The sequence below is a fragment of the Staphylococcus sp. EZ-P03 genome, assembly GCF_003344575.1.
GTDB classification, from domain to species: Bacteria; Bacillota; Bacilli; order Staphylococcales; family Staphylococcaceae; genus Staphylococcus; species Staphylococcus simulans_B.
On record NZ_QPMO01000059.1, the window covers coordinates 1 to 1,361 of the forward strand.

At 31.7% G+C, this 1,361-nt stretch carries 1 protein-coding gene and 1 pseudogene; one reads left to right on the forward strand and one right to left on the reverse strand.

The features are described 5' to 3' along the window. Positions 1–129: pseudogene (locus DVJ99_RS13515) on the reverse strand (helix-turn-helix domain-containing protein); the annotation flags it as partial. A gap of 113 nt (positions 130–242) precedes the next feature. On the opposite strand from DVJ99_RS13515, the gene DVJ99_RS12970 reads away from it, so the two are divergent. Further along, on the forward strand, positions 243–947 hold the full coding sequence (locus tag DVJ99_RS12970; protein WP_114604554.1) for a helix-turn-helix domain-containing protein: 705 nt from the start codon (positions 243–245) through the stop codon (positions 945–947). The last annotated feature ends 414 nt before the right edge of the window (positions 948–1,361 follow it).

Genomic DNA, 1,361 nt, shown 5'->3' on the forward strand with positions numbered 1-1,361 from the left:
CTTCCAGAGGAAGCGTTTCTAGCTAATTCACGAGAAACAGTTGATGGGCTTCTGCAAATAGCTTTAGCGATTTTTCTTGAAGAATATCCTTTCGCGTTCTTCTATGGTAAGGTATTTATATGAGTCCATAACCATCATCTCCAGTAAAATTTTGTCTTCGCAAACTTTATTTTACTAGATTGATGATATGCTCCCTCTATAGTAGACACTAAAAAAAACAAAACTATAGGGGGAGCATTCTTATGTCTAAATATCTCGAAAGTGACACTAAATTATTTCTCTTAACATTTAGTTTAATAGATGAAGGTTATAGTTGTAATGAAGCTATAGAAAAGAGTGGTATAGAATTAAATAGAAAACAGGTGATGTTTAAATATCATCAATATAAAATACATGGCGTTGAGGTACTATTACCAAAGAAAAGCAATAATACTTATAGTAAAGCATTTAAAGAAACAATTGTTCAGGAATACTTAACTGAAGGTGTTTCTGCTGTTGATTTAGCAATAAAATATAATATTCCAGCATATTCTACTGTAAGGGATTGGATAAAACGATATACTTTAGGAAAAGAGAATGTTTCATATTCTCCATTACTAGGGGTGTATTCAATGAAAGCGAGAAAAACAACGTTCGAAGAACGTGTAGAAATAGTAGAAGCATGTATTGAGGCAGAAAAAGATTATAAGAAAACGGCTTTAAAATATAATGTTAATTATGGTCAAGTATATAGTTGGGTTAAAAAGTATGAAAAATTTGGCAGTGCCGGTCTTGTAGACGGAAGAGGTAAAGGTAAGTCAACTCAGACAATGACTGACGAAGAACAAGCATTAGCTAAAACAAAAGCTCTTGAAGAAAGAATCAAATACTTAGAAATGGAAAACAAGATTTTAAAAAAGTTGAAGGAGAAAGAAAGAGAGCTGATCAATCGCCGTTTAGACAAATAGTTGAGTACCTTGTAATAGAAGACTTAAAAAATGAATATCCAGTAACTCTGTTATGTATGGTTGTTGGAATTTCTAGAGCCAGTTATTATAAGTGGAGAAAGAGAAGAGAATTTAAAACACAGCGTGAAACTGAAGATGAAATATTAATGTAAGAAATCTTGTGGATTTTCAATAAATACAACGGTATATATGGTTATCGTCGTATTCGTATATATCTGTTTAAGACTGGATAAAAAAGTAAGTCGCAAACGAGTATATCGTTTAATGAAAAAAATTAGGATTAAAATCTTGCATACGTGCTGCAAGAAAAAGATATAGACCCTCAACACCTACTATTACTGCAGAGAATTTATTAGATAGAGAATTTAGTGAAACTGAAGCTAACAAAAAATGGGTAACAGATGTGACAGAACT

What these genes read in the sequence shown, in the direction of transcription:
- DVJ99_RS12970 (WP_114604554.1), top strand. Translation starts at nt 243, where the DNA reads ATGTCTAAATATCTCGAAAGTGACACTAAATTATTTCTCTTAACATTT.